This window comes from Arthrobacter sp. 131MFCol6.1, from assembly GCF_000374925.1.
Classification (GTDB): domain Bacteria; phylum Actinomycetota; class Actinomycetes; order Actinomycetales; family Micrococcaceae; genus Arthrobacter.
The window spans coordinates 909496-929034 of the sequence record NZ_KB895541.1 but is presented as its reverse complement, the minus strand read 5'-3'; the positions used below and the strand labels follow the sequence as shown (position 1 = coordinate 929034).

The window sequence follows — 19539 nt, the reverse complement described above, 5'->3', positions numbered from 1 at the left end:
GCTAAACAGACAAGGACGTCAATATGAACCAGTACGTAGTTGCCATCGACCAGGGCACCACGAGTACCCGCGCCATCGTGTTCGACCACAGCGGCAGCATCGTCTCCTCCGGCCAGATGGAGCACGAGCAGATCTTCCCCCAGCCCGGCTGGGTGGAGCACAACCCCGCTGAAATCTGGAACAACACCCGCGAAGTGATCGGCTCGGCTCTGTCCAAGGCGAACCTGACCCGGCACGACATCGCCGCCGTCGGCATCACCAACCAGCGCGAAACAGCGGTGGTGTGGGACAAGACCACCGGCGAGGCGATCTACAACGCCATCGTGTGGCAGGACACCCGCACCCAGCCGATCGTGGACGAACTCGCGAAGGACGGCGGGGTGGAACGTTTCAAGCAGAAGGTGGGCCTGCCGCTGGCGACCTACTTCTCGGGCACCAAGATCAAGTGGATCCTGGACAACGTCGAAGGCGCCCGGGCCAAGGCGGAGGCCGGTGACCTCGTCTTCGGCAACACCGACTGCTGGGTGCTCTGGAACCTGACCGGCGGGACCGACGGCGGAGTGCACGTCACGGACGTGACCAACGCCTCACGGACCATGTTCATGGACCTTGAGACGCTGTCATGGGACCAGGAGATTCTTGACGCGTTCGGTGTCCCGGCCTCCATGATGCCGACCATCAAGTCCTCTTCCGAGGTCTACGGCACGGTGCACACCTCCCAGTTGCTGCGCGAGGTTCCTGTGGCCGGCATCCTGGGCGACCAGCAGGCGGCCACGTTCGGGCAGGCGGCGTTCGATGCCGGGGAAGCCAAGAACACCTACGGCACGGGCTGCTTCCTGATCTTCAACACGGCCGAGGAAATTATCCATTCCAAGAACGGGCTGCTGACCACCGTCGGCTACAAGCTCGGCGACGCGGCGCCGCACTACGCGCTGGAGGGCTCCATTGCCGTCACCGGTTCCTTGATCCAGTGGCTGCGTGACAACCTCGGCATGATCAGCAGCGCCCCGGAGGTCGAGACCCTCGCGGCCTCGGTGGAGGACAACGGCGGGGTGTACATTGTTCCGGCGTTCTCCGGCCTCTTCGCGCCGTACTGGCGCTCGGACGCCCGTGGCGCCATTGTGGGCCTGACCCGCTTTGTTACCAAGGCCCATATTGCCCGCGCGGCGCTGGAGGCCACCGCCTTCCAGACCCGCGAGGTGCTCGACGCCGTCAACGCCGACTCAGGCGTCCCGCTGACGGAGCTGAAGGTCGACGGCGGCATGGTCGCCAACGACGCCCTGATGCAGTTCCAGGCGGACATCCTCGGCGTGCCGGTCATCCGTCCGAAGGTGGTCGAGACGACGGCGCTGGGCGCAGCCTACGCGGCCGGCCTGGCGGTCGGATTCTGGAAGGACCTGGGCGAGTGCTCGGCCAACTGGGCCGAGGACAAGCGGTGGGAGCCGCAAATGGACCAGGCCGAGCGGGAACGCCAGATGCGTCTCTGGAAGAAGGCCGTCACCAAGTCCATGGACTGGGTTGATGACGACGTGAAGTAGGCGCACACACCGACCCGCCGGGTGCCGCCCCGGCGGGTACGGCTTCGGCGGACAAAGAAGAGCTCCGGCCAGGGAAACCTGGCCGGAGCTCTTCACTGTCTGCGTCAGCGCTGTCCCGCGTCGGGTTTGTCCCTCAGGGCACGGGCCGCGTAGACGGGGTCCGCACGACAGCACGCGGCGTCTTGGCGTAGACGTCCTTGCTGACTGTGTAGCCCCTGCTGTCGAGCTCAAGGGCACGGGTGTTGATCCTGTCCAGCACCGCGCTGGTGAGCCTGGTGATCTTGACCAGGTCCATGAACTCTTGGTCTTCGCCGCCGACTGCTGTCACCTTGATGAGCCCGGTCCCGGCTGAGTAGAACTTGCGCTGGTGGCCGGCGCTTGGCGGGTCGAGCGGGTTGAACTCATCAATCACCAGCACGTCGTTGTAGCATCCCGTGGGGACGCAGACTCGTTGGTTCTTCGCGAATACGTCCCCGCAGTCCAGGAAGTCCACGGTGGGGGCATAGGCCTGGACGTATGCAGGGGTGTTCCGGTGCGGCTTGGCCTGCATGGCGATGCCGGCCCGGGCCCTGTCGATGCCGCTGATGAACGTGCTGGGCGCGCCGACCAACTTCCCGTTCTCGTACTCCTCCGGATATTCGCCGAAGAGCCAGACTGTCCCTTTCTCCGTTTGGGCGAAGAAAGCGAGTTCGGACTCCACGAGTTCACCGTCGGAGTAGTCCCGGTCCCAGACCACGATCGTCTTGACCCCGTCAATGACCTTGGTTAGTCCTGTGACGGTGCTGACAACCGTGCGGGTGGTCGTCCCGTCCGGGGAGATTACTTTGCCGGTTGTGGTGTATTGCATCCCGGGCCTGAGCCTGAGCCACTGGTTGTCGATATTCGGTTTTGCCGGGAACGCGGAACGGTTGAACCTCAGCACCGAGCCGGGGCCGCACAGTTCCTTGGTACTCGTGGCCGCCGGCGCGGCGGCGGCCGTCGCCGCGGCCGCCGTCGCCGCCGTCAGCGATGCCACCACCAGCAAGACCGCGGAGCAGTAAGCGGTAAATCTCTTAGATAGTGGTGTCATCTGACTGGCCTCTCCTTATTGGTGGTGGTACTAGGCGACAGGGACGGGTTCCGGCTGGCCGGGCTGGCGGTCACGGCGTGACGGGCCCTTCTTGGCGAACCGCAGGTAGAGCGATGGGACGATGAACAGGTTGACCAGTGTCGACGTGACAAGGCCGCCCAGAATGACCACCGCCATGGGGTGCTCAATCTCATGGCCGGGCCGGTTGCCCATCACCACCAGCGGGACCAGGGCGAGGGCGGTGGCAAGCGTAGTCATCAGGATTGGTGACAAGCGTTCGGCTGCGCCCCGCAGGACCAAGGCAGGTCCGAAGGTCATTCCCTCGAACTGTTCCAGGTGCTGGCAGTGGTTGATGAGCAGGATGCCGTTGCGGGCGGCGATGCCCATCACTGTCAGGAACCCGACCAGCGAACCGAGAGACAGGATTCCGCCGCTCATGTGCGCGGCGATCACCCCGCCCACCAGTGCCACCGGCAGCGTCAGGATGCCCAGCACGGCAAGCCGCCAGCTCCGGAATGCCGCCTGGAGCAGGAGGAAGACCACAACCAGGGCGCCCATCGCGAAGAGGAGAAGCCGCTGCGAGGCGGCCTGCCGCTCCGCGTATTCGCCCAGGATCTCGGCGCTGTACCCGGTGGGGAACTCCACCGACTGGAGATCGGATTCGAGTTTCTCGACGACTTTAGCGAGATCGCCTTCCTTGACGTTGGCGCTGACATCGAGACGGCGGGACCCTTCAGAACGCTCAATGACGTTGGGAGTGGGCTTGACCGTGATCTTGGCGACATCGGCCACCCGGATCTTCTGCCCGCTGGGAGTGTCCAGCGGGAGGTTCTCGATGCTTGTGACGCTGGTCCGGATTGCCGGAGGACTCCAGACCTGGACATCGTAGGCCTTGCCGTCCCGGTAGACGTCGCCGACCTCCTCGCCGGAGACCAGGGTGGCCGCGGCACGGCGGACGTCACCGGGCTTCAGGCCATAGCGGTTGGCGGCGTCCAGGTTCACCTCAACGTCCACCTGCGGAACGTTGACCTGGAGGGCGACTTTGGCGCCGATGGCCCCCTCGATGCCGGCCAGGGCAGTCTTGACCTTGTCCGCCTGCTTCTTCAGCGTGTCCAGGTCATCGCCGTACACGCGGACCACGATCGAGTAGCCCGTGCCGGTGAGCACCTCGCGGACACGTTCCTTGAGGTAAGTCTGGACGTCCCGGTGGATGCCGGGATACCCGTCCACGACCTGCTGGATGGAGGCCAGGGTCTTGTCGTAGTCGACCGAGGGGTCAACGCTGATCCAGTTCTCGCCGAAGTTGACGCCCACCACCTCATCGGCGGCGAAAGCCTGACCGATGTGGGACCCGCAGTTGTTGACACCTGGAATGGTCATCAGCTCCCGGCAAGCCAGCTGGCTAACGCGAACTTCCTCGGCGTTGGAGGTGCCGGGTTGCGTGACCCAGTGCATGAGGAAGTCACGTTCCTTGAACGAGGGCAACAGCGACTGACCCAGGAGCGGTGCCGCTATGATTCCGACGACGCCGAGTGCCGCCACCGCGAGGTAGCCCGGGAGCGGGCGCTTCACAATGGGCCGCAGGGCGGCGCCGTACCAGCGCTTGAGAACCCGGACCACCGGCGGATCCCGGTCTTCCAGCTTGGCGTTGCGCAGGAAGATGTACGCCATCGCCGGCGTGACCGTGAGGGCCACCAGCATGGACGCCATCACGGCCAGGGTGTAGGCAGTGGCCAGGGGGCGGAAGAAGGCACCCGTCAGTCCGTCCAGGAAGAAGATCGGCACCGTGGCGGCGACGATGATCAAAGTGGCGTAGACGATGGGGCCACGGACTTCCAGGGAGGCATTGACGACCACGCGGGCGGTGCTTTCGGTCCCGCCGCTGGCCCGGTGGTGCCGGAGCCGTCTGACGATGTTCTCGACGTCGATGATGGCATCGTCCACCACCACCCCGACGGCAATCACCAGCCCCGCAAGCACCATCGTATTAATCGTGCCTCCGGTCCAATACAGCACCAGGGCCGCTGCCATCAGCGACAACGGGATCGCCGTCACGCTCACCAGTGCTGTCCGCCATTGGAACAGGAAGACACTCAGCACCAGGACCACCAGGAAACAGCCCAGCAGCAGCGCGAGGCTCAGGTTGCCGAGCGATTCCTCGATGAACGAGGCGGGCCGGAACAGGGTGGTGTCGACTGCGATCCCGGTCAGGCCGGGCTGCAGTTCCTTCAGCGCTTCCTCGACCCCGCGGGTGACTTCGAGGGTGTTGCCCCACGGCAGCTTTTCGACGATCAGCATCAGTCCGGGGCCGCCATTGATGACCGCGTCACCGATCAGTTGCTGGTGGTCCTCCACGACAGTTGCCACGTCGGCGAGCTTCAGGGGAGGCAATCCCTCACGTTCCTCAAGCGGCACCTGGGCAAGGTCCGCCGGAGACGTGATGGGTTGTACGTGCCTGATGGTCAGGCTCTGGCTGGGTGTTTCCAGCGCCCCGCCGGTGCCGATCAAGGCGCCGGGTGAGTACTTGAGCAACCCGGCGTCCAAGGCATCGGACGTGGAGTTCATGACGTTTTCCAGCGTCACGTTGTTGGCTGCCAGCTTGGCCGGATCAACCTGGACCTGGAGCATCTGAAGGCGTTCGCCCCAGATCGCCACGTTCGCCACGCCCGGCACCCGCAACAGGTGTGCCCGGATGTTCCAGTAGGAAACCATGGACATTTCGATCAGGGAGCGGGTCTCGGAGGACAGCCCGATCTTCATGACACGGCTGGTGGAGGACAGCGGCTGGAGCATCACCGGCGGCGCGGCCCAGGTAGGCAGGGTTGGTATGACCGTTGCCATCCGCTCAGACACCAGCTGCCTGGCGGTGAGCAGATCGGTCCCGGGCTTGAACTCCATCACGATGGCGGACAGCTGCGACACAGACTTCGACCGCATCTGGTCCAGGCCGTCTATGCCGTTGAAGGCCTGCTCCATCGGAACCGTGACGAGTTCCTCGACTTCGGAGGCAGTGAGACCCAGACATGCCGTCTGGACCTCGACACGGGGCGGTGCGAACTCCGGGAAAACATCCACCGAAGCACTGCTCAGTTGCGCGCCGCCCACGATCATGAGGGCGGCCGCCATCGCAATGATGATGGACCGGAACCTCAGACTTGCAGCGACAATCCGGCGCATGTCAGTGCGCCGTATCGAATTCAGCGCCGAAGAGTTCAGCCGCGCCGACCGTCACGATTGCGGTGCCGACCGCGGGGCCGGCTGAGGCCGTGACCACTCCGTCCTCCACCTTGGCCACCGTCACCGGCTGCCGCTGGTAGACCCGCGGGGCCGGGTTGGTGTACACCCAGGTCTTTCCGCTGGCGTCGTAGAGCAGGGCTGAGTAGGGTACGACGACGTCCGTTCCCTTTCCGGCCTTGACGGTATCGGTCTTCAGGTCCAGGCGTTCTATTCCCTTCTCCGTCAACGTCAGTTTCGCGATGCCGGTTGCGGCATTCTTCTCCACCTTGGCGGGTTCGTTGGCGGACACGGCGGCGGGGGCCGCCGCGGTCGTCTGGGCACAGGCGGGCAATGCGAACAGAAGTGCTGCGCATACAGCGGCCGCCAGGGGCAGGCGCCGCGAGGGCTGTTGGCTGGTCATTTTGCTTCCACCTTTTCCTGCGTAACGGGCTGGACGGGAACTTCGGCCTCGTACACTTCGGCCCACTCTTCCGGGGCGGAACTGGGCCCGAACCAGAGTGCGAGCAGTGGGAGTACGAAGATCCCGATGAGAGTTGTGGTGATGAGTCCGCAGACAATGATCAGGGCCATCGGGCCCAGGAAGGACCCGCCAACGGCGCCGCCGAAGAGTCCCGGCGGGATCAGGATCGCCACCGTGATCAGGGCGGCCTTCAGGATGGGCGATACCCGGTCCCGGGCCGCCATCATGATGACCTTGTCAGGGGATTCGTGCGGGGCGGCCCGCCACAGCTCGTCAGTCCGGGCGGAGAGCAGCGCCGCGTTGCGGGCAGCGACCGCCAGCACCGCGGCAAAGGCCGTGAGTGCCAGCACAGTGATGGCGCCTCCCGCGATCCACGCTGCCACGGCGGCCCCGGCCAGCGCGGCCGGCAGGGACAGGAAGACGGCAAGCGCCAGCTTCCAGCTCCGCACGGCTGTCTGGAGGAGGAGCAGGATGCCCAGGAGGGCAGCCGCGCCGATCCACAGAACCATGGAATCCCCGGCGAGCTGTTCACTGTACTTCGTGGGGATTTCGGCGTGGTATTCCAGCGGGAACTGAACCTGTTCGATCGCCGCGCTGATGTCGCGCTGGATATCCGCGAGCGGACGTCCGCTGACCTCGGCCACGACATCGATCCGGCGTGAGGTGTCATCATGCAGGATCACGACTTCACTGGGCACGAGCCGGACGTCGGCGATCTGGCCCAGCTGGACCTGGCCGCCGCTGGGCGTGTCGAGCAGGAGTTCACGGATGCTGGTCAGGTCATCCCTGACGTCCACCGCGCCGCGCACCACCACTTCAAAGACCTTCTGCTGTTCGAAAAGGTTGCCGACGACGATGCCTTGCATCAGGGCGGCAGCCGCGCGCCGTGCGTCGCCGGGTTTGATGCCGACCTTTTGCGCCGCCTCAAGGTTGACCTCGACTTCGACGACGGGCGTCATGGTGCTGGCGTTGATCGTCGGGTTCTTCACGCCGTCGACCTTTTCGATGGCCTTGCGGACCTCTTCGGCCTTCTCGCGCAGGACGGTCAGGTCGGTTCCGTAGACGCGGACGGCGAATCCGGGATCCATGCTGCTGCGCTCTTGACCGATCTGCTGCTGGGAGTAGTTCACCACGTTGTGGGCGATGCCCGGGTAACCCTGGACGACGTCACGGACCGCCTGCTCCGTTTCGCTGAAGTTGGCATCCGGTGTGATGGATACCCAGAGTTCCGCGGAACTGTTCCCGACAACCTGGTCGGAGGAAATGGCGCGGCCGATGTGCCCGCCGACTCCTGAAACACCCGGCAGGGTCCGCAGTTCGTCGGACGCCTTGGACGCCACCCGGCGGACCTCGTCGTTGGACGTGCCTGCCATCGAGTCCCACTGCACCAGGAGCGTTCGGTCCGGAATCGTCGGCACGACCGCCCGGTTTCCGACCAGCTGCGATGCGGCGGCGAGTCCCAGCAGGCCAACGACGGCCACGGCGACGAGGCTGAGGGTGCGGCGGGAACGTGCCCCCTCGAGGGCCCGGTCGTAAGTGGACTTGGCCCGGACAACGCTGCGCGAGTCCGCCCGCCGGGAGTTTTCGGCGGGAAGCAGGAGGTACGCCAGGACCGGTGTCACGGACAAACCCACCACCATTGACACGGCCAGCGCCAACGCCAGGGACCAGAAGAGGGGCTGGAAGAACGCGCCTCCGACTCCCGCAACGAACAGCGTGGGAACGAGGGAGAGGGCCATGATGAGGGACCCGTGGAACAGTGGTGTGCGGACGCTGCGGACAAGCTGGACCATGCGGAACCTGATGGTGGCATCGGTTTCGGTCTCCGTGGCCCGCAACGGCCGGCGCCGCTGCGCCTGCACATCCTCCACGATGTCTCCCACAATCACGGACACGCCCAGCAAGATGCCGGCGAGGATCGAGATATTCAGTGTGGAATCGAGCAAGTAGAGCACCACTCCCGCCGCCATGACCGTGGTGCTGATCGCCACGAGGGCGATCACGGCGACACGCCAGGAACGGAACAGGGCCCAGAAGAGCAGGACGGCGATCAGGAGGCTCACGAGCAGCGCCAGGCCGAGTCCGTCCACGGCATCCTGCAGGAAGGAGGCGGGCCGGAAGACGGACGTATCCATCTGGATTCCGGAAAGGCCGGGCTGCATGTCGTTCAGCGCAGCTTCGAGGTCCTTGGTGACCTGCAGCGTGCTGGCTCCGGGGAACTTCTCCACGACCAGCAGGAGGCCAGCATCCTGGCCGACGACGGCATCGCCGATCAGCGGCTGGTGGTCCTCCTTTACCTGGGCAATGTCACCCAGGAGCATGGGAGATCCGGCGTCTTCGACACTGACCTTGGCCAGGTCGGCCGGCGTTCGGATGGGCAGGACGTGCTGGATGCCCAGCCGTTGGCTCGGCGACTCTACGAACCCGCCCGTGCCGGGAGTTGACGCCTCAAGGAAGCTCAGCGGCGACACCCAGACGGCGTTGCCCGTGGTCTTGATGACCTGTTCGAGCGTGATGCCCTTCTCACGCAGCTGCGTGGGGGTCACCTCGACCTGGAGCTGCTGCTCGCGCTGGCCCCAAATGGAAACGTTGGCGACACCGGGAATGCCGATCAGCCGCGGCTTGATCTTCCACCGGGCCAGGACCGACATTTCGATCCCGGAGAGCTCTTTGGAGCTCATCCGGACCATAAGGACGCGGCTGGTTGACGACAGCGGCTGCATGATCAGCGGCGGTGCCGAGACGTTCGGCAGCGCGTGGGCCTGGGTCATGCGTTCGGCCACGAGCTGGCGGGCGCGCAGAAGGTCGGTGCCCGGCTCAAACACGAGCTCGATTGAGGATAGGCCGGGAACTGATTTGGACCGGATTTCATCGAGCCACGCCACCCCGTTAAGGAGGTCGGCTTCCATCGGAGCGGTGATGAGCTGTTCAACTTCGGCAGCTGAGAGGCCCAGGGCCTCGGTCTGGATCTCGACGTGGGCCGGGGCGAACTCCGGCATGCTGTCGATGGCGACGTTTGGGACGTTCACTACCCCGAAGGCAATGAGTCCGCCGGCGATCGCAAGAACCAGGATGCGGAACTGCATACTGAAACGGGTGATCCAGCCGAACATGGCTAGCCCTGTTCCAGGGAGCCGGCGTCGCGATCGCGGCCGGTGGGGGTTTTCGGCAGTTGCACGGAAGAATTGCGCAATTGATACATTACAGGCTCCTCAACCCGAGACCATTTGCGAATCCCCCCAAGAGATCCCATTTGCTGATCTTTATCGAATAGTGTTCCCATTTGAATCGTTTGGCAAGGTCAAATTTTAAGCTTCACCCCCGGGTTTTCACGGGTTTCTCCCAGCCTGGAGGCTCATAATCCGCATTCGGATCGAATTGCGTGGAACGGGCCGGCCACCCGCGGACGGCCACCCGAGTATTCGCTATTTTTCTACCTGTTTTTATACGCCGAGCTACTCGAATTGCTGTCGTGACTACTCGCCCGATGCGTCCAGCAATTGGCAGTAAGTACCGCTATTCCATAGGTATGTCATTTGTAACAATTGTGGACATAGCGGCCCGCGCCGGGCGCCGGAGCGCGAGTCGACTGCGACTACCGGGCCGCAAGGGGCCCGTCGGTTCAGCGCGAACCAGCCCGAGGGGCTAAAGTGGTCCTATGCGCGCCGTGCTCCTGCTTAGCTAGCCGCCCGGCATCCCGACGAGACCTCGATTCCGAAGAGTCCCCGGATTGCCGAGCGGCGGCCCCTCCATGTCGAGGGGCTTTTGTGTGTCCGGGGTACATTCCGGGCCGCAACGCACGAAGTAACAGCAGGAGTACCACGTACGGACAGTATGGAGTCAGGGCCGGGCAGCCGGCCGTGACAGTGCAGACTTGATGGTGAACAGGCCTGGCGGCAGGCAGGCCTGAAGGTAGACAGGCCTGGGATAACAGGCCGCATAGAACAGAAGAGGCCAGCAGTGAGCGTTCAGCCGGAAACACAGACCGGATCGCCAGCAGCCGCGGCGGAGGGGCCCGAGGAAGGTGCCTACAGCTTCGCGGCAATGGAAGCCAAATGGCCGCAGGTCTGGGAAGACCTGAAGGTCTTCACGCCGCTCGATGACGGCTCTAAGGAACGCCGCTACGTGCTGGACATGTTCCCGTATCCGTCCGGTGACCTTCATATGGGCCACGCCGAGGCGTTCGCGATGGGCGACGTCGTGGCGCGCTACCTGCGCCAGCAGGGCTACGACGTGCTGCACCCGATCGGCTGGGACTCCTTCGGCCTGCCCGCGGAAAATGCAGCGATCAAACGCAACGCGCACCCCAGCGAGTGGACGTACGCCAACATTGACACCCAGGCGGCGTCGTTCAAGCGCTACGCAATCTCGGCGGACTGGTCCCGCCGGCTGCACACTTCCGACCCGGAGTACTACCGCTGGACCCAGTGGCTGTTCACGCGGTTCTACGAGCGTGGACTGGCCTACCGAAAGAATTCGCCGGTCAACTGGTGCCCCAAGGACCAGACCGTGCTGGCCAACGAGCAGGTGGTCAACGGGGCCTGCGAGCGGTGTGGCACTCCTGTGACCAAGAAGTCCCTGAACCAGTGGTATTTCAAGATCACCGACTACGCCGACCGCCTGCTCGATGACATGGACGAACTGCGCGGGCACTGGCCCGAACGCGTCCTCGCGATGCAGAAAAACTGGATCGGCCGTTCCGAGGGCGCCCACGTCAACTTCGTGATCGAGGCCGACGGCGGCAAAGCCGCCAAGGATGTCACCGTTTTCACGACGCGTCCGGACACTCTCTACGGCGCCACGTTCTTCGTCGTCGCCGCCGACGCGCCGCTCGCCGTCGAACTGGTCACCGACGAGCACGCCGCTGCCCTGGACGCCTACCGCGAACAGGTCAAGGCGCTCTCCGAGATCGAGCGCCAGTCCACCGAGCGCGAAAAGACGGGCGTCTTCACCGGGCGCTACGCGACCAACCCGCTCAACGGCGAAAAGCTGCCCGTCTGGGCCGCCGACTATGTCCTGGCCGACTACGGCACAGGCGCCATCATGGCCGTCCCGGCCCATGACCAGCGCGACCTTGACTTCGCCAAGACCTTTGACCTGCCCGTCCGGGCAGTCCTGGACACCGGCGAGGAAGACCCCGCTGCCACGGGCATCGCCACCACCGGCGAGGGGACTCTGATTAACTCCGGCGGCCTCGACGGGCTGCCGAAGGCCGAGGCCATCCCGGCGGCCATCGAAATCCTGCGCGAGTTGGGCACCGGTGAGAAGTTCGTGAACTTCCGGCTGCGTGACTGGCTGCTCAGCCGGCAGCGGTTCTGGGGCACCCCGATCCCCATCATCCACTGCCCGGCCTGCGGCGAGGTCCCGGTCCCGGACGATCAGCTGCCCGTGACCCTGCCGGCGGACCTGCGCGGCGAAGACCTGTCCCCGAAGGGCACGTCGCCGCTCGCCGCGGTCGAAAGCTGGGTCAATGTCGAGTGCCCCAACTGCCACGGCCCGGCCAAGCGGGACACGGACACGATGGACACCTTCGTGGATTCCTCCTGGTACTTCCTGCGCTTCGTCTCCCCGCAGTACACCGGCGGTCCGTTCGATCCGGAGAAGATCAACGACTGGATGCCCGTGGGCCAGTACGTGGGAGGCGTGGAGCACGCCATCCTGCACCTGCTCTATGCGCGGTTCTTCACCAAGGTCATCCACGACCTCGGCATGATCGAGGCGGACGAGCCGTTCAGCGCGCTCCTGAACCAGGGGCAGGTCCTCAACGGCGGCAAGGCCATGAGCAAGTCCCTGGGCAACGGCGTCGACCTCGGCGAACAGCTGGACAAGTTCGGCGTCGACGCTGTCCGCCTGACCATGATCTTCGCCTCCCCGCCGGAGGACGACGTCGATTGGGCGGACGTATCGCCGTCGGGCTCCGCGAAGTTCCTGGCCCGGGCCTGGCGCCTCGGCCAGGACGTAACAAGCGCACCCGGCGTCGACGTCGCCACCGGTGACCGTGCCCTGCGCACCGTCACCCACCGCACGATCGCCGATGCGCAGGCACTGCTGGAGCACAACAAGTTCAACGTGGTTGTGGCAAAGCTGATGGAACTGGTCAACGCCACCCGCAAGACTATTGACGCAGTCGGCGGTGCCGGCGGCGCAGACCCCGCAGTCCGCGAAGCCGTGGAAGCCGTAGCCGTCATCCTGAGCCTGTTTGCGCCCTATACCGCCGAGGACCTGTGGAACGTCCTGGGGCACCCGGCATCGGTCGCCAACGCCGGCTGGCCCACCCACGACGAAGCGCTGCTCGTGGAGGACACGGTCACCGCCGTCGTCCAGGTGCAGGGCAAGGTGCGGGACCGGCTGGAGGTTTCCCCGGACATCTCCGAGGAAGACCTGCGCGAACTGGCGCTGGCATCGGAAAATGTCCAGCGCGCCCTCGACGGCCGTGCCCTTCGCACGGTGATCGTGCGGGCGCCTAAACTGGTCAACATCGTCCCGGCCTAGCCGGGCGTACTAGCCTGACACTGGCCGCCGGTTGACCCCGGCGGCCAGTACAGGCAACCAGTGCAGGCAATGGGACGGGCACGATTGCCCTCGCCGGCAAAAAAGTCCATGCGTCCCCACAGCAGGAGGTCCTTCGTGCCAGACCGCGAGCCGTCAGGCTGGCCATGGCTGCGCGAGCGGCTTGTTCGCCTGCGGCAGGGTTCCCGGGGAGGCATCCCCGAAGCGGCTCCGGCCGCCGTCGTGCAGGTTGCGGTGGTCACGGACTCTGCTGCCGCGCTGCCCGCCGACTGGATCCGGGCTCTCGCTGCTGACGGTCGGCTCACTGTAGTCCCCATGCCCGTTATGGTCGGCGCCGAAATCTACGGCGAAGGTGAGGACGACATTGCGGAGACCATCGCCGTGGCACTGGCCAGCGGCAAGCCCGTCAAGACCTCGCGTCCGTCACCGGGGCAGTTTGAACACGCCTACCGGGAGGCCAGCGAGCGTGGCTTTCAGTCCGTGGTCTCCATTCACATCTCCGCAGGGCTTTCCGGGACTGCCGACGCCGCCCGTCTGGCAGCCCAACGGGTCGGCATCCCGGTAGAGGTCCTCGACTCCCGGACGGTTGGAATGGCGCAGGGGATGGGCGTGCAGGGCGCGGTGGTCGCGGCCGCCGACGGCAGGAGCGCGGCCGAGGTGTTGGCCTTCGCGCAGGACAGGCTGGACCGCACCAAAGTGTACTTCTATGTGCCGAGCCTGGAACAGTTGCGCCGGGGCGGCCGGATCGGGGCGGCGGCCTCGCTCTGGGGGACCATGTTCTCGATCAAACCCATCCTGGCGGTTGACGATGGCCGGATTATCCCGTTGGAAAAGGTCCGGTCAGCGGGGAAGGCCATCGCACGGCTCGAAGAAATCGTGGCCGCTGACGCCTCCACCCGCCCTGCCGGGCAGGCACGGCTGGCGGTGCACCACTTCGGCAACCAGGCCGAGGCCGAAGACCTTGCCCGGCGCCTGGCCGTGGCATTGCCGGAATGCCCGCCGGCCCAGATCAGCGCACTCCCGGCCGTCCTGGCGGCCCATGCGGGGCTCGGTGTGCTGGCGGTGATCGTGGGGGAGGGCAGCACCCCAACCGCAGCGAAGCCCGATGCCTTCGCCGGGGACGTCGCTGCCCCGGCGGGCGGGGAAGCGCGCCCTGGCGGGGCGGCGGCCGAAGAGACGGAAGCCGGCGACTAGTCCGGCGGGTCCATCCGCTCCATCTGCGCGGGCGCTGGCCTCTGGCCGTGAACGGGCGGCGGCGGTAAAGTCACTCCACCGAACCCAGCGAACATGCGAATCCGGAGGCCGCCATGGCAATGCAGGTGCACCACGTAGCCCAATTCGACCGCGACGTTGCCGAAGAGGTGACCAAGTGGCTGAAATACCTCAAGGGCCAAGTGACCAGCGTTCAGTTCCTCACCACCACGGTGCCGGATCCCAAGGCCGCGGACAAGTGGCGGGTGCAGTACGAGGCGTACATCACCTATCAGAAGTGAACCCCGGGCCGTAACTGCGTTTCAGGGGGTAGGCACGGGCGATGTCCGTCCGGGCGTCGGCGATTCCGTCGACGCAGGTGTGGACGATGCCGTTGGCGGTGTCGCTGGCAGGGTCGTTGGCTCCGACGTTGGCTCGGACGTTGGTGGGGTGGCTGGTGGGGTGGCTGGCTCCGACGTTGGCAGGGTCGTTGGCTCGGACGTTGGCGGGGTGGTTGGCGCGACCGTCGGCGCTGGCGTTGGCTCGGACGTTGGCTCGGACGTTGGCGGCGCGGGCGTTGCCGGGGTCGTCGGCACGGTCACTGGCTCGGACGTTGGCTCGGACGTTGGCTCGGTGGTCGGTATGGCCGCCGGCGGCGGGGTCGGCGCAAGGGGTGCCGGGATCGTCGTCAGGGTCGTCGGCAAAGGCGTGGGCGCGGTTGTTGACACTGACGTCGGCGGGGCGGTTGATGGCAGGGTCGCCGGCGCGGTCGTCGGAGGCGGAGTCGTTGGCGGGGGCGTTGTTGGAGGCGTTGGCCCGGGGGCTGGCTGATTCGGCCCGATAGTGTAGCTGGGCTGCTCGCCTGAGCCGTTGACCCAAAGGGCCGCTTTCACCCTGTGGGCACTGCCGGGCTCCAGCCACCAGAGCACCTGGACGTTGCAGTGGTAGACAATCGTGACATTGGCGACGGCGCCCTGCGGCGGAACGGCATGGATGGATGTGGCGGCTGTTTGGGTCGTCCAGATAAAATTCTGGTCGGCATTCATTCCCGCCGTGCCGTCGACCGAAACATGCGCTATGCCGTAAAGACCGTGCTGAGGGCAGAAGCTGCTTTCCAGAGAAAACTTCACGACCTGGGTTGAAGTGGCTTGCGTTGTATCTGCCACAACGGGCGGGGCCGGCAGCATGGCACCGCCAAGCGCCAGAACCGCCGCGGGCCCAAACAACCACTTCATTGCACACCAGCTTTCGCCGCCTGATGTTTACATCCAGGCGATCAGGGTTGCCCCCAGCCGGCAAAGTCTTCTCGATTGGATGCAGACGTTACCACCGGGTCCGGGCGGGCACCAGCGTAGGGAATACTTGCCTGATGCCGGGGATCTACGCGTATTACTCAGGTATTTCCACATACGCCCGGTCCCCGGTATCAGCGGGCGTGAGGGCTGCCTAGAGTCGTTTCCATGTCACGCCGCAACCCGGGAGCTGGATCCGACACGGGAGTTAGGGCTGCCCGTGAACGCCTGGCGGCGACGCACGGGGATGCCCGGGATGCGGGGGACGCTGCGAATCCGGACAAATTCCCGGATCCCGGCCGGGAACCAGGCAACTCCATGGGGCTGCTGGAGGTGCAGGTGCCGGCACCGGACACCCCCGTTCCGACCCGGGCGGCCGAAGCCGTCCGCGCTGCTGGACGGCGCGTTGGGGGCGACCCTTCACGCCATGCGGATGCAACCCGCGGGTACCGCCGTGCAGGGAGGCACCCGTCAACTTTGCGATTGCGGGCCAGGACCGGGGTGCAGGCTGCGGCTCTGCTGGGCGTCCTCACAGTGCTGTTGGGCGGCTGCTTCTGGTGGCAGGCCGGCACCGGCGGCGCTCAGGTGGTGGCTCTCAGCGACTCCGCCGCTGCCGCCGAGGAAGCACCAGGTCCCGCACCTGGCGAGACAACCGCGCCTCCGGGAGACGGTGGCTCCGGAGAGCCGGAAAGCATCGAGGTCCATGTTGCCGGTGCCGTGGCCAGCCCGGGGGTGGTTCAACTGCCGGCGGGAAGCCGTCTGCACGAGGCGATTGCGGCCGCCGGCGGACCCGCTGGCCTCGGGGACCCGGACCGGCTCAACCTGGCAGCCGTCCTGGAGGATGGGCAGAAAGTCCTGGTGCCGATCCGCGGCGAACCCGATGAGCCGGATGCGCCCGCGGGCGGCTCATCTGCGCCCGGTTCCGGTGCGGGCGGCACAGGGCCAGTCAGCGGTGGTGGGAAGGTCAACCTCAACACCGCCGGCCTCGAGGAGCTCGGGACTCTCCCGCGCGTCGGGCCGGTGCTGGCGCAGCGGATCGTGGACTGGCGCCGGCAGCACGGGCGGTTCAAGACCGTGCAGGAGCTCGACGCCGTTGACGGGATCGGTCCCAAGTTGCTCGAGGCCCTGCTCCCGTTGGTGGGTATCTGACGTGGCACAGCCCGGCGTGAATCGGACCAGCCGGCTGGGTTCTGTGAGGGTCCCACCGAGCAGATGGCAGCGCTACGCCGACGCGGCCGTCCGTTCCCCGGCCCGCAAGGAGCACGATGATCCGGTGGCCGCCGGCCAGATCCGCGAAGCACTCAAACCCGCGCGTGACACCGCCTCTCGTCAGCGCCAGATCGCACGGAGACGGCGGACGGACCTGCGGCTGGTGTTCCCGGCACTCCTCGTCTGGGGTACCGCCGGTGCCGGGAACTGGTTGCCCCCTGCTGGACTGGCCGGCCTCTGCACTGCCCTGGCGGCGGCGGCCGGAATCATGCTCTTCTTGCCCGGCCGCGTCAAACTCGGCCGTTCTGGGATCCGGCCGGAGGGGAAGCGGCGCGCCAGGATTGGGCGCGGCGGCGCCGGGCTCGGCCCCAGTGCCGGGCAGGCGGCTCCGCGCAGCTTACGTGCCACGGTGGCAGTGGCGCTGTCGCTCTCCCTCGCGGCGGCCGCGCACGCCGCCGTCGAGGCCTCCCAGCGGCATGACGGCGCAATCGCCGAAGCCGTGGCCGCCCGCGCGGCCGTCGTCGCGGAACTGGAAATTGAAAGCGCCCCGCGGCGGCTCAGGATTCCCGGGGCCGGTGGCCTGGCCGACCGCTGGGCAGTTCCCGTGAAGCTGACCGCGATGACCTTCGGCGGCCACAGGGTCGCAGGGGACGCCCGACTCGTCGTCATGGGCGGGGCCTCGTGGGGAGACGCCGTTCCGGGCCAGCACCTGCGCGCCACAGGCAAGCTCCGGCCGGCCGCTCCAGGACAGCCGGAGACGGGACTCATGGCAGCGACGTCCGCGCCGACCCTGTTGCGTGGACCCGGGCCCTGGCAGCAGGGTCCCGGGGAGCTACGCCGCGCCTTCACCGCCGCGGCGGCACGGTTCGGGGGCGACGCCGGCGGGCTGCTGCCCGGCATGGTCACCGGTGACACCAGCGCCCTGGACGCCGAGTTGGAAGCCGCCATGAAGACCGTCGGGATGACGCACCTGACAGCCGTCAGCGGGGCAAACTGCAGCCTGATCCTGGGGACGCTGCTGCTCACCGCCCGCACCCTCCGGCTTCCGCGCACAGCAGCCGCTGGGGCCAGTCTCGCGGGGCTCGCGCTGTTCGTCCTCATGGTGGGACCCGATCCCAGCGTGCTGAGGGCCTCGCTCATGGGCAGCATCGGCCTCGCGTCCGTGGCCTTTGGCCGGGCAGGGCGCGGACTCAGCCTGCTCTGCGTGGCCGTCATCGGCCTGCTGGTGGCGCAGCCGGTCCTGGCGACCAGCTTCGGGTTCCTGCTCTCGGTCCTGGCCACGCTGGGAATCGTTGTCACCGGACGCCGCATCATGGACTGGCTGCCACCCTCGGTGCCGCGCTGGGCGGCAGCCGGCGTCGCCGTCCCCCTCTCCGCCCAGCTCTTCTGCGCCCCGGCGATCGTACTGTTGCAGCCGCAGTTCGGCGCCTACGCCCTGCCCGCGAATATGGCCGCTGCAGCGCTCGTGGCGCCAGTAACACTCCTCGGCACGGCCGGCGCGGCGCTCCTGCCCGCTGTCCCCGCCGCAGCGGGCCTCCTCATGGCCGCAGCTGCTGTCTTCGCAGGCGCAGTGGCGGGCGTCGCGCGGTTCTTCGCGGCCCTCCCGGGCGCCGCCCTGCCTTGGCCGGAAGGGGCCTTCGGCGCAGCCACCATGGGACTCTTTTCCGCGACTGTGCTGGCGACGGCGTGGCTCGCCCTGCACCCGGCCGCGGTTGTTCGGGGTGTCCTGGCGGCGCACGCGCGGGTGGTGGCCGTCCTCGACGGACGGTCGCAGGCGGCGGCACGGTCAGCCGCCCGGCAGACCTATAGCCGCGGCTTGGACCACCGGTCCGGGCGTGGGACGCTTAGAGTCCGCAAACCAACTTCCGGGAGGAATCACGAGTGGCTGCTGCCCAGACCCAACGGCCCAGGACCTCGGCGTCGAACACCGCCACCTGGCGCGACGTGACACCTGCTGCCGTCGTCCTGGTGGGCGGTCCGGAAGACTACCTGGGTGCCCGAGCCATGGACCGTATCCGCGGGCAAGTCCGCGCGGTGGCGCCCGACGTCGAAATTACGCGGCTCAATGCCGGCAGCTACACAGCCGGGTCCCTGGCAATGAACGTCAGCCCTTCACTGTTCGGCGAACAAAAGCTCATCGAGGTCGACGGGCTCGAGGCGATGAACGATGCCTTCCTCGCCGATGCCTTGAAATATGTGGCCCAGCCGGAACCGGACGCCTTCCTGGTGCTCCGCCACGGCGGGGGAGTGCGCGGCAAGAAGCTGCTGGACGCCATCAAGGCCGCGGGCTGGCCCGTAGTCGACTGCCAGCCGCTCAAAAAGGACGCCGAGAAAATCGCCTTCGTCACGGCCGAGTTCCGGGCGGCCTCCCGTCGTATCGAGCCCGACGCCGTGCACGCCCTCGTCAACGCCGTCGGCGCGCAACTCGCGGAACTAGCCGCCGCCTGCAGCCAGCTGATCGCTGACGCCACCACCGGCGTGGACTCGGCAATGGTGGACAAGTACTACGGCGGCCGGGTCGAGGCAACAGCTTTCAAGGTCGCAGACGCCGCGATGGCCGGCAACGGCCCCCTGGCCCTCTCCACACTTCGCCATGCCCTGGCCACCGGCGCGGACCCCGTTCCGATCGTGGCTGCCCTGGCGTCGAAGTTGCGCTCCCTGGCTAAGGTGGCCGGTGCGCAGGGGTCGTCCTCGCAGATCGCCAAGCAACTGGGAATGCAGCCTTGGCTCGTCGAACAGGCCCAGCGGGAAGTCCGGCGCTGGACGCCCGAGGGGCTGGTCCGCTCCATCCAGGTCACCGCCGAGGCCGACGCCCAGGTTAAGGGCCTCTCCCGGGATCCCGTTTATGCCGTGGAACATGCGGTGACGGTGATTGCCACTTCAGCGCGAAGTTCCTGACACCCGCGTTCGAACCTAGGGTCCGGGCCTGTCGGCCCTGCGGGTCCGGACCCGGCGCGGCCAGTTGGCGGCGTACCCGAATGGGCGCGAAGTTGGTTCATGACGGTACGTCTTAACTGGATGTGGCCGGCACCC

General features: G+C 66.7%; 12 protein-coding genes. 7 read left to right on the top strand and 5 right to left on the bottom strand.

Annotated features, from left to right (window positions below; all coding sequences use genetic code 11):
* Positions 1-23 precede the first annotated feature (23 nt).
* A complete protein-coding gene (gene glpK, locus C566_RS0104390; RefSeq protein ID WP_018773124.1) occupies positions 24-1538 on the top strand; it encodes a glycerol kinase GlpK in 1515 nt (504 codons plus the stop codon).
* A 133-nt stretch (positions 1539-1671) separates the two neighbouring features.
* On the opposite strand, the gene C566_RS0104385 is transcribed toward glpK, so the two are convergent.
* Genes C566_RS0104385 through C566_RS0104370 form a run of 4 tightly spaced genes read right to left on the bottom strand, consistent with a single transcriptional unit; the run spans position 1672 to position 9390 of the window.
* Positions 1672-2607 (bottom strand): hypothetical protein, encoded by a 936-nt coding sequence (locus C566_RS0104385; RefSeq protein WP_026266376.1) that lies wholly within the window; start codon positions 2605-2607, stop codon positions 1672-1674.
* Between the two features lie 30 nt (positions 2608-2637).
* The gene (locus tag C566_RS0104380; RefSeq protein WP_018773121.1) at positions 2638-5784 is read right to left on the bottom strand and encodes an efflux RND transporter permease subunit; all 3147 of its coding nucleotides are present in this window, start codon (positions 5782-5784) and stop codon (positions 2638-2640) included.
* 1 nt (position 5785) lies between these two features.
* Positions 5786-6244 carry a hypothetical protein gene (locus C566_RS0104375; protein WP_018773120.1) on the bottom strand — a complete coding sequence of 153 codons (459 nt, stop codon included), beginning with the start codon at positions 6242-6244 and terminating at the stop codon, positions 5786-5788.
* A complete protein-coding gene (locus C566_RS0104370; protein WP_231386242.1) occupies positions 6241-9390 on the bottom strand; it encodes an efflux RND transporter permease subunit in 3150 nt (1049 codons plus the stop codon). Before C566_RS0104370 ends, C566_RS0104375 begins: the two co-directional genes overlap by 4 nt.
* An 874-nt stretch (positions 9391-10264) precedes the next feature.
* On the opposite strand from C566_RS0104370, the gene leuS reads away from it, so the two are divergent.
* The 3 genes from leuS (at position 10265) to C566_RS0104355 (ending at position 14307) form a co-directional block, all read left to right on the top strand.
* The gene (gene leuS / locus C566_RS0104365) at positions 10265-12796 is read left to right on the top strand and encodes a leucine--tRNA ligase (RefSeq protein WP_018773118.1); all 2532 of its coding nucleotides are present in this window, start codon (positions 10265-10267) and stop codon (positions 12794-12796) included.
* A 135-nt stretch (positions 12797-12931) separates the two neighbouring features.
* Positions 12932-14008 (top strand): DegV family protein, encoded by a 1077-nt coding sequence (locus C566_RS0104360; RefSeq protein ID WP_018773117.1) that lies wholly within the window; start codon positions 12932-12934, stop codon positions 14006-14008.
* A gap of 113 nt (positions 14009-14121) precedes the next feature.
* Entirely contained in the window at positions 14122-14307 is a 186-nt protein-coding gene (locus tag C566_RS0104355; protein WP_018773116.1) for a hypothetical protein, read from the top strand.
* Here C566_RS0104355 and C566_RS21990 read toward each other — a convergent pair.
* Positions 14291-14884, bottom strand: coding sequence for a hypothetical protein (locus tag C566_RS21990; protein WP_018773115.1), 594 nt, complete (start codon positions 14882-14884; stop codon positions 14291-14293). The genes C566_RS0104355 and C566_RS21990 overlap by 17 nt on opposite strands.
* A 914-nt stretch (positions 14885-15798) precedes the next feature.
* Here C566_RS21990 and C566_RS0104340 point away from each other — a divergent pair.
* From C566_RS0104340 to holA, 3 genes are read left to right on the top strand one after another with little or no spacing between them, the layout of a single operon-like run.
* The gene (locus C566_RS0104340) at positions 15799-16446 is read left to right on the top strand and encodes a ComEA family DNA-binding protein (protein WP_018773114.1); all 648 of its coding nucleotides are present in this window, start codon (positions 15799-15801) and stop codon (positions 16444-16446) included.
* 43 nt (positions 16447-16489) lie between these two features.
* The gene (locus tag C566_RS20735; RefSeq protein ID WP_231386240.1) at positions 16490-18454 is read left to right on the top strand and encodes a ComEC/Rec2 family competence protein; all 1965 of its coding nucleotides are present in this window, start codon (positions 16490-16492) and stop codon (positions 18452-18454) included.
* Positions 18388-19404 carry a DNA polymerase III subunit delta gene (gene holA / locus C566_RS0104330; protein WP_018773113.1) on the top strand — a complete coding sequence of 339 codons (1017 nt, stop codon included), beginning with the start codon at positions 18388-18390 and terminating at the stop codon, positions 19402-19404. The genes C566_RS20735 and holA overlap by 67 nt, the downstream gene beginning before the upstream one ends.
* Positions 19405-19539 lie beyond the last annotated feature (135 nt).

Bases quoted from the DNA above. Each gene is read 5' to 3' on its own strand.
- glpK (WP_018773124.1), top strand. From the start codon at position 24: ATGAACCAGTACGTAGTTGCCATCGACCAGGGCACCACGAGTACCCGC.
- C566_RS0104385 (WP_026266376.1), bottom strand. From the start codon at position 2,607: ATGACACCACTATCTAAGAGATTTACCGCTTACTGCTCCGCGGTCTTG.
- C566_RS0104380 (WP_018773121.1), bottom strand. From the start codon at position 5,784: ATGCGCCGGATTGTCGCTGCAAGTCTGAGGTTCCGGTCCATCATCATT.
- C566_RS0104375 (WP_018773120.1), bottom strand. From the start codon at position 6,244: ATGACCAGCCAACAGCCCTCGCGGCGCCTGCCCCTGGCGGCCGCTGTA.
- C566_RS0104370 (WP_231386242.1), bottom strand. From the start codon at position 9,390: ATGCAGTTCCGCATCCTGGTTCTTGCGATCGCCGGCGGACTCATTGCC.
- C566_RS0104355 (WP_018773116.1), top strand. From the start codon at position 14,122: ATGGCAATGCAGGTGCACCACGTAGCCCAATTCGACCGCGACGTTGCC.